The 9,238-nt window shown below is 72.5% G+C and carries 7 protein-coding genes and 2 tRNA genes; all 9 read right to left on the bottom strand.

The genetic code is table 11. The features are described from left to right. Positions 1-977 precede the first annotated feature (977 nt). Complete coding sequence (locus AB0O29_RS32815; protein ID WP_365159137.1) at positions 978-1,823, bottom strand: DegV family protein; 846 nt, start codon at positions 1,821-1,823, stop codon at positions 978-980. Between the two features lie 105 nt (positions 1,824-1,928). Then, positions 1,929-2,696: a hypothetical protein gene (locus AB0O29_RS32810; protein ID WP_365159134.1), complete on the bottom strand. Its 768-nt coding sequence runs from the start codon at positions 2,694-2,696 to the stop codon at positions 1,929-1,931. A gap of 123 nt (positions 2,697-2,819) precedes the next feature. Further along, the gene (gene leuS / locus AB0O29_RS32805; protein WP_365159131.1) at positions 2,820-5,684 is read right to left on the bottom strand and encodes a leucine--tRNA ligase; all 2,865 of its coding nucleotides are present in this window, start codon (positions 5,682-5,684) and stop codon (positions 2,820-2,822) included. A gap of 246 nt (positions 5,685-5,930) precedes the next feature. Beyond that, positions 5,931-6,003 (bottom strand) — tRNA-Ala (locus tag AB0O29_RS32800). Between the two features lie 146 nt (positions 6,004-6,149). Next, positions 6,150-6,383: a hypothetical protein gene (locus AB0O29_RS32795; RefSeq protein ID WP_007264019.1), complete on the bottom strand. Its 234-nt coding sequence runs from the start codon at positions 6,381-6,383 to the stop codon at positions 6,150-6,152. 143 nt (positions 6,384-6,526) lie between these two features. Beyond that, positions 6,527-6,599: transfer RNA gene (locus AB0O29_RS32790), tRNA-Ala, on the bottom strand. A gap of 113 nt (positions 6,600-6,712) precedes the next feature. Beyond that, on the bottom strand, positions 6,713-7,393 hold the full coding sequence (locus AB0O29_RS32785) for a histidine phosphatase family protein (protein ID WP_365159140.1): 681 nt from the start codon (positions 7,391-7,393) through the stop codon (positions 6,713-6,715). Then, a complete protein-coding gene (gene rsfS, locus AB0O29_RS32780; RefSeq protein WP_365159128.1) occupies positions 7,390-7,836 on the bottom strand; it encodes a ribosome silencing factor in 447 nt (148 codons plus the stop codon). The genes AB0O29_RS32785 and rsfS overlap by 4 nt, the downstream gene beginning before the upstream one ends. Positions 7,837-7,902: 66 nt before the next feature. Then, the coding region (locus AB0O29_RS32775; RefSeq protein ID WP_365159125.1) for an LCP family protein at positions 7,903-9,238 on the bottom strand (1,336 nt) is incomplete at its 5' end.

The following is a 9,238-nucleotide window of genomic DNA, read 5'->3' as shown; positions in this document are numbered from 1 at the left end:
GTCGGCAACGCGGTCCGCCACGCCCCCGCCGACCGCCCCGTGCTGGTGACGGCGAACCCCACCGCCACGGCCAGCACCACCCCCACGGCGACCACCGCCCGGGGCTCCATCCCGCACCGGGCCTGCACCCACACCGGCAGCCGCTCACGCACGGCCAACCACCGCCCGCCCCACCCCCCGACACCCACGCCCGGCACCCCGCCCCCGGACCCCGGCGACGGCGGTACCCCGAGTAGCACCCCTCCCCCTGCCCCAGCCCCTCCAGACGGCCCGTCGGACACGAACGCCCCCGGCGACTCACCAGCCCCCGCCAGCCTCCCAGCCGGCACGCCGTCCTCGTCCCCCGGCGGCACGGACGGCTCAGGCGCCGGAGGCGCCTCGGGCGCCCGAGGCGGCACAGGCGGCACAGGCCCCGGAGGCGGCACAGGCAGCTCGTCCCCCGGCGGCACAGGCGGCTCGGGCGCCCGGGGCGGGGTCGGCCGACGGGGCGGGGAGGCCCCGGCCATCAGCAGCTCCGCCCTGCGGCGGACCGCGGCGGGATCGGGGCGGGGCTGCGACCGGGCCCGGCGGCGTTCACGGAGCCGCCCGTCGGACGGGCGCCCCCTCCCGGGCCCGCTGCCCGCACCACGACCGCCGACACGGTCACGGCCGCCACCGCCGGGACCACCGCCAGGGCCAGGAGCAGGACCAAGATCTAGACCACCGTCAGGGCCAACGCCGGGAGCAGAACCAGAACCAGGCCCAGGCCCAGGCCCAGGCCCACCGTCACGGACGGCGTCGAACCATCCCCTCCCGGCCCCGTCAAGGGGCCGGGAAGCGCTTTCCGAAGGGCGCGAAACACGCGTGCGAAGAGTCATGCCACGACGCTAGGGCCGACCCCCGGCCCCCCGCTCGGAGCGCTCAATTCCGGTGGACGGCCGCCCCGTTGTGGAAAACCGCACCACCCCTCCGGGTGTACCGCCCCCGCCGGAACGGGGTCAGCGCGGCGACACCACCGCCGCCAGCAGCCCCGGGCCGGTGTGTGCGCCGATGACCGCGCCGACCTCGCTGACGTGCAGTTCGACCAGCCCCGGGATCCGCTCCCCCAGCCGCTGCGCGAGCTTCTCGGCCCGCTCCGGGGCCGCCAGGTGGTGGACGGCCACGTCCACGCTGCGCGTGCCCGCCCGCTCGACGGCGAGCTCCTCCAGCCGCGCGATGGCCTTGGAGGCCGTCCGTACCTTCTCCAGCATCTCGATCCGGCCGCCGTCCAGCGTGAGCAGCGGCTTGACCGCCAGCGCCGATCCGAGGAGGGCCTGCGCGGCCCCGATCCGGCCGCCGCGCCGGAGGTAGTCGAGGGTGTCCACGTAGAAGTACGCCGACATCTCCGCCGCCCGCTTCTCGGCGGCGGCCACGGCCTCGTCGGCGGAGCCCCCCGCCTCGGCCGTCTCGGCGGCGGCCAGGGCGCAGAAGCCGAGGGCCATCGCGACCATGCCGGTGTCCACGACGCGGACCGGGACCGGGGCCGTCTTCGCGGCGACCACGGCGGCGTCGTAGGTGCCGGAGAACTCGGCGGAGAGGTGCAGGCTCACGATGCCGGTCGCGCCGGCCTCCGCCGCCTCCCGGTAGGCCCGTACGAACTGCTCGGGACCGGGCCGGGAGGTGGTGACCGGGCGGCGCTTCTGCAGGGCCGCGGCCAGGCTGCGGGCCGAGATCTCGGTGCCCTCCTCCAGGGCCTCGTCCCCGAGCACGACGGTCAGGGGGACGGCGGTGATCCCATGCCGCGCCATCGCCGGCGGGGGCAGATAGGCCGTGGAATCGGTGACGATCGCGACATGGCGGGACATGAGCCGGAGGTTACCGCCCGGGGAGGCGATCCGGCAGCCCGGAGCGCATCCGTCACCCCCGCCACCCCGGCCCCACCGACTCGGGCCGTGCCCGGGCCGCCCGGATCAGGAGGCGGCCTCCGGCCGGGGAGCCTTCTGCCACGGGTAGGAGGCGGCCGCCGGCGCCGACGGATCCAGCGCGGGCCGCTGCCGCCCCGACTCCCGCCCCGGCTGCGCGGGTGCCCCCGGCGCCGCCGTCGCGCCCGCACCCGTACCTGCGCCGCCGGACGCCTGCCGCGCGTCCCACGCCGCGGCGGCGGCCGTCAGATCGTCGACCGACTCCCGGGACCAGTCGCGCAGCGCGCTCGACTCCACCTCGATCTGCGCCGACAGCGCCGTGAGGTCCTCGTCCGCGAACTGGCGGGCGCGGTCGCGCGCCGCCCACCGCAGCGAGTCGGCCGACGCGGTGATCTTGCCGGTGCGCTCCCGCAGCTCGGGCAGCCGCTCCGCGGTCCGCTTGCGGTCCGGCTCCTGCTCCAGCCGCTTGAGCTCGTCGTCCAGCTCGTGCCCGTGCCGGCTGAGCCGCTCGAAGAGGGCGATCGACTCCTTCAGCGAGGCGTCCGCCTGGACCCCCTGGTAGAGGGCCGCCTGCGTGGCGCGCATAGACGTCCGCAGGTCCAGCCGCAGCTGCGCCAGCGCCCCCGGGACCCCCGCCTGCCCGAGGCTCCTGGCCCTCAGGGTGGTGTCCTCGACCGTCCGGCGGGCCTGCGTGATCGTCCGGTCCACGCCGCGCTTCGCCGCGCCGACCGCCTTGACCGTGGCCCAGGCGCCCAGCCCCAGGAAGGCGAACAGCACCACCAGGGCAAAGATGATGACCAACGCGCCTACCTCCATGAGGTTCCCTTCCCCGGCCTGTTCCCGTCCTCTCCACCGTAAACGCCACGGGCAGGCCGGGGGTTCCAATCGAACCCCCAACCTGCCCGTACGGGATCACCCCGAGGCGCGGAACCCGGTGCCTCAGATGACGATGTTCACCAGCTTCGGCGCGCGCACGATCACCTTGCGGACCTCGGCGCCGCCCAGGGCGGCGACGACGGCCGCGTCGGTGACGGCCAGCTGCTCCAGGTCGGCCTCCGAGATCGTCGGCGGCACCTCCAGGCGGGCCTTGACCTTGCCCTTGACCTGGACCACGCAGGTGACCGTCTCGTCCACGACGTACGCCGGGTCCGCGACCGGGAAGTCCCGGTGGACCACCGAGTCGGTGTGGCCCAGGCGGTGCCACAGCTCCTCCGCGATGTGCGGGGCCAGCGGGGCGATCAGCAGCACCAGGCGCTCGGCCACGGACCGCTCCAGCGGGCGGCCCGCCTTCGTCAGGGTGTTGTTCAGCTCGGTGATCTTGGCGATGGCGGTGTTGAAGCGCAGGCCCTCCATGTCCGAGCCGGCCCCGTCGATGGCCTTGTGCAGGGCGCGCAGCGTGTCCTCGGCGGGCTCGGCGTCGACGACCGTCACCTCGCCCGTCTCCTCGTCCACGACGTTGCGCCACAGGCGCTGCAGCAGCCGGTACTGGCCGACGACGGCGCGGGTGTCCCAGGGACGGGAGACGTCCAGCGGGCCCATCGCCATCTCGTACAGGCGCAGGGTGTCGGCGCCGTACTCCTCGCAGATCTCGTCCGGGGTGACGGCGTTCTTCAGGGACTTGCCCATCTTGCCGTGCTCGCGCTTGACCGGCTTGCCCTCGTGGAAGTAGCCGCCGTCGCGCTCCTCGACCTCCGCCGCCGGCACGTAGACGCCACGCTCGTCGGTGTAGGCGTACGCCTGGATCATGCCCTGGTTGAACAGCTTGTGGAACGGCTCGACCGAGGAGACGTGACCCAGGTCGAACAGCACCTTGGACCAGAAGCGCGCGTACAGCAGGTGCAGCACCGCGTGCTCGGCGCCGCCGACGTACAGGTCGACGCCGCCGTGCGGCGCGCCCTCGCGCGGGCCCATCCAGTACTGCTCGATCTCCGGGTCCACCAGCGCCGACGCGTTGTGCGGGTCCAGGTAGCGCAGCTCGTACCAGCAGGAGCCGGCCCAGTTCGGCATGGTGTTGGTCTCGCGGCGGTACGACTTCACGCCGTCGCCCAGGTCCAGCTCGACGTTGACCCACGCCTCGTTGCGGGACAGCGGGGTCTCCGGCTTGGAGGCGGCGTCGTCGGGCTCGAAGGTGCGCGGCGAGTAGTCCTCGACCTCGGGCAGCTCCAGCGGCAGCATCGACTCGGGCAGCGGGTGGGCGACGCCGTCCTCGTCGTAGACGATCGGGAAGGGCTCGCCCCAGTAGCGCTGGCGGCTGAAGAGCCAGTCGCGCAGGCGGAAGTTGACGGTGCCCTCGCCGAGGCCGCGCTCGGACAGCCAGTCGGTGATGGCGGCCTTGGCCTCGACCACGCCCATGCCGTCCAGGGAGATGCCCTCGCCGGCCGAGTTGACCAGCTTGGCGTCGTAGGAGCCGAAGGCGTCCTCCCACTCGGCCGGGTCGGTGCCGCGGCCGTCCGTGGGCTCGACCACGCAGCGCATGGGCAGCTCGAAGGCGCGGGCGAACTCGAAGTCGCGGGCGTCGTGCGCCGGGACGGCCATGATCGCGCCGGTGCCGTAGCCCATCAGCACGTAGTCGGCGATGAAGACGGGGACCTTCTCGCCGCTGACCGGGTTGAGGGCGTACTCGCCGGTGAAGACGCCGGTCTTCTCCTTGGCGTCGGCCTGCCGCTCGACGTCGGACTTGGCGCCGGCCTGCTTGCGGTACGCGGCGACGGCCTCGGCCGGGGTGGCGTGACCGCCGGTCCAGGCCTCGCGGGTGCCCTCGGGCCAGGCGTCCGGGACGAACTCCTCGACCAGCGGGTGCTCGGGCGCCAGCACCATGTAGGTGGCGCCGAACAGGGTGTCGGGGCGGGTGGTGAAGACGGTGATGGCCTTGTCGCCCAGGGCGAAGTCGACGCGCGCGCCCTCGCTGCGGCCGATCCAGTTGCGCTGCTGGAGCTTGATCGCCTCGGGCCAGTCCAGCGCGTCCAGGTCCTCGAGCAGCCGGTCGGCGTACGCGGTGATGCGCATGTTCCACTGACTCAGCCGGGACTTGAAGACGGGGAAGTTGCCGCGCTCGGAGCGGCCGTCGGCGGTGACCTCCTCGTTGGCCAGCACGGTGCCCAGGCCGGGGCACCAGTTGACGGGCGCGTCCGAGGCGTAGGCCAGGCGGTACCCGTTCAGCACGTCGGCGCGCTCGGCGGCGGTCAGCCCGGCCCAGGCGCGGCCGCCGGGGACCTCACGGGTGCCGTTCTCGAAGGCGGCGACCAGCTCGGCGACGGGGCGGGCCTTGTTCGCGTCCGCGTCGTAGTAGGAGTTGTAGATCTGCAGGAAGATCCACTGGGTCCACTTGTAGTACTCGGGGTCGATCGTCGCGAACGAGCGGCGCTTGTCGTGGCCCAGGCCCAGGCGGCGCAGCTGGACCTTCATGTTCTCGATGTTCGCCTCGGTGGACACGCGCGGGTGCGTGCCGGTCTGCACGGCGTACTGCTCGGCCGGCAGGCCGAAGGCGTCGAAGCCCAGGGTGTGCAGGACGTTGTGGCCGGACATCCGCTGGTGGCGGGCGTAGACGTCGGTGGCGATGTACCCGAGCGGGTGGCCGACGTGCAGGCCCGCACCGGAGGGGTACGGGAACATGTCCATGATGAACTTCTTGGGCCGCGCGACGACGGCCGGGTCTCCGGCCAGGTCACCGCTCGGGTTGGGCGCCTCGTAGGTGCCCTCCGCGTCCCATACGTCCTGCCAGCGTGCCTCGATGTCGGCGGCCATGGCGGCCGTGTAACGGTGCCCCTCGGCCGCCTCGGGGGCCGGGGTGTTCGTCTCGCTCATGATTCCTGAAGCTCCATCGATCGTCTCTGCCGTCTCTGCCTGCCCAAACGAAAAAACCCCTCGCACAGGAGGGGACGCCGCGCCGATGCCGACCATCTCGGGGTCGGTGCTGCTCAGCGCGGCTCGGTAAGCAGAAGGCGTACGGCACGCATGGCGTCAGGGTACCGCAGGGGCCCGTACGACCGCTCTGCCGTTCCGCACAACGAGAAGAGGGCCACCCGATTCGGATGACCCTCTTCCACACTGTGGAGCTAAGGAGAATTGAACTCCTGACCTCCTGCATGCCATGCAGGCGCTCTACCAACTGAGCTATAGCCCCTTGTTTCTCTCTGCCGCCGGGCCCCTTCTCGGTTTCCCTTGCCGGTTCCCCCTGGCGACATCGAGAACATTACACGGTCATGGCCCCAGACCAAAAATCGGTTTCCCGGGGGGTCGTTACGCCCGTTTCGTCCGTCATCGACCCGGTCAAGCCCGGGCGAACTGGTAGAAGCGTTTGAGCGTGCAGTGCTCGTCGAGGAGCCGGCCGTAGATCGGCTCGCCCTCCAGTTCCCGGTACGTCTCGATGGGGTCGCCTTTTATGATCAGCGCCCGCGCGCATTCCTCGCACCAGTACTGGTAGTCGGGATTGACCGGCTCCATGTCCCGAACGATCGGCGTGCCGTTGTTGCACCAGTCGCACCGCCGCCGGTGTGCACCCATCCGTCAGCGACTCCCTCCCGCGTCGGACCGTCGTGTCCCCCTCCGGCCGTCCGATTCTGCCACGCCGGTCCCGGCGGGGTCAGCAAGCACAGGGAGGACAAACGCAAGGATCCCGCCCCCTGTTGGGGACGGGATCCTGATTGTGGAGCTAAGGAGAATTGAACTCCTGACCTCCTGCATGCCATGCAGGCGCTCTACCAACTGAGCTATAGCCCCGCTCTCCGCGGCGTTCCCCCCGTTTCCGGTGTTCTTCGCTGCGAACAAGAAGAACTCTAGCCTGTGACCAGCCGGAAAGTGAAATCCGGGTCGGAGGGGCCCCGCAGAGGGGCTCAGTCGTCGTCGCCGAGCACCGGCTCCGGCAGGGTGCCGGCGTTGTGCTCCAGCAGCCGCCAGCCGCGCGCGCCCTCGCCGAGGACGGACCAGCAGCAGTTGGAGAGCCCGCCCAGGCTCTCCCAGTCGCGCGCCTCCAGCCGCAGCAGGCGGCCGATGGTCGTACGGATGGTGCCGCCGTGGCTGACGACGACGAGCGTGCCGCCCTCGGGCAGCCGGTCGGCGTGGCTCAGCACGACCGGTGCGGCCCGGTCGGCGACCTCGGTCTCCAGCTCGCCCCCGCCGCGCCGCACGGGCTCGCCGCGCTTCCACGCCGCGTACTGCTCGCCGTACTTCTCGACGATCTCCTCGTGCGTCAGGCCCTGCCACTCACCGGCGTACGTCTCGCGCAGCGCCTCGGAGTGCGCCACGGGCAGGTGCGTGACGGCGGCCAGCTCGGCGGCCGTGGCCGCCGCCCGCTTGAGATCGGAGGCCACGATGGCGTGCGGCTTCAGCGAGGCGAGCAGCCGGGCGGCACGGCGCGCCTGCGCCAGCCCCGTCTCGGTCAGCTCGATGTCCGTGGAGCCCTGGAAACGGCGCTCCAGGTTCCAGGAGGTCTGGCCGTGCCTCCAGAGGACGATCTTCCTGCCGCTGCCGGCGGAACCGGCGGCGGGCCGCCCCGCGCTGCCTTCGGCGCTCAGAACAGATCACCGTCCAGGTCGTCGTCGCCCTGCGCCTCGCGCAGCTTGGCGTGCTCCTCGGCCTTGCCGATGGTGAGCTTGGCGTCCTCGGGGAGCTCGATCTCGGGGCAGTCCTTCCACAGGCGCTCCAGCGCGTAGAAGACGCGCTCCTCGCTGTGCTGGACGTGGACCACGATGTCGACGTAGTCGAGCAGGATCCAGCGGGCGTCGCGGTCGCCTTCGCGGCGCACCGGCTTGGCGCCGAGCTCCTTGAGCAGCCGCTCCTCGATCTCGTCCACGATCGACTTGACCTGGCGGTCGTTGGGCGCGGAGGCGAGGAGGAAGGCGTCGGTGATCGACAGCACGTCGCTGACGTCGTACGCGATGATGTCGTGCGCGAGGCGGTCGGCCGCGGCCTGGGCGGCGGTGGTGATGAGCTCGATGGAGCGGTCCGTGGCGGTCACTGGCCATGCTTTCGGGTCGGCGGGCAGATCCCTACAAGGGTCTCATGTACTGCCGGCACCGCCCGGTCAGGACGGCTTGTAGTCCTTGCCCAGGGTCACCACCACGTCCGCGTTCACCGTGTTCCCGGCCTTCTTCACGACCGTCTCCGGCAGTCCCAGGGTCTTGGCCACGTCGACCGCCCGGGCCCGCTGGCCGTCGTCCTGGTACGTGATCTGCGTGGTCGCGGCCGCCCTGTCCGACCTGCCGCCGTCCACGAAGGCGTAGCCGCCGTTGAGCAGCGCCGCCTTCGCCGCGAGGTGCGCCTTCTCGTCCCCGGTGGCGTCCTTGAGGCCCACGCGCGGGGCCGCGCCGGGCTGGGCCGCCGTGACGCTGCCGCCGAGGAGTTCCTTGACGGCCTTCCCGGAGGCTTCGTCGGTGAGGCCGCCGTCGGGCTTCACCGAGAGCACCTCGGTGCGGTACGCGGCCACCTTGGCGTGCTCGCCGATCCGCGACAGGAGGCCGCCGAGGTTCTGCGCGTCGAGCCCCGGGTCGAGGATCTGGCCCATGCTCTCGACGGTCGTGGCGGCCGCCTTCGGGTCGGAGGGGATCTTGCGCAGGACGGCGTACAGCACCCGCCCGGTGCGCTCCAGTTGCTTGGCCTCCGGTTCGCCCTGGGCCCGGTAGGTGGCGTAGGCGACGGCCATGGCGCCGGTCAGGCTCTGCTTGGGGCCCTGTCCGACGGCCGGGGTCTTGGCCTGGTCGTCGGCGGGCACGGCCGCGTCGGTGTCGACCTCGATGCCGCCGACCAGCTCGACGAGGCGCTCCAGGAAGGGGGTGTCCAGGCGCCAGGTGCCGCCGATGCGGGTGCCCAGGACGGTGTCGAGGGCCTCGCGGGTGCCGATGGCGCCGTCGTCGACGGACTTGCCGAGGGTGGTGCCGGTGCCGTCCTCCTTGGCGACGGCGAGGGTGTTGGGCAGCAGGACGGTGGCGCCCTGCCGGGTGGTGACGTTGTCCACGAGGAGGGCGGTGGAGCTGCCGCCGCGCTTGGTGTTGTGCAGGTAGACGACGATCATGTCGCGCTTCTGGGCGCCGGCGGAGGCCGCGGCGGGCTTCTTGCCGCCGGGGCCGTCGAGGAAGGGCAGCTTGCCCGCGTACCAGAGCCAGCCCAGCCCGCCGGCGACGAGGAGGGCCAGGGCGACGATCAGCGCGACCACCCGGTTGCGGCCGCGGCGGCGGGCCTCCTCGCGGCGCTCGGTGCGGCTCTCGGTGAAGGCGAGCCAGTCGATGACGTCCTCGGAGTCCTCGTCCGGCTGGTCGAGGAAGGCGAACTGCTCGGTGCGGTAGTCCGCGTCCCGCCGCCCCGGGGCCGGCCGCGGGTCCGTACCGGACGGGTCGCCCGAGCCGCGCCGGGCGGACGCGGGC

Origin of the sequence: Streptomyces sp. NPDC089915, from assembly GCF_040684675.1 — a bacterium.
In the GTDB taxonomy this organism is placed as follows: Bacteria; Actinomycetota; Actinomycetes; order Streptomycetales; family Streptomycetaceae; genus Streptomyces.
This window is presented reverse-complemented; position numbering and strand designations above follow the sequence as displayed.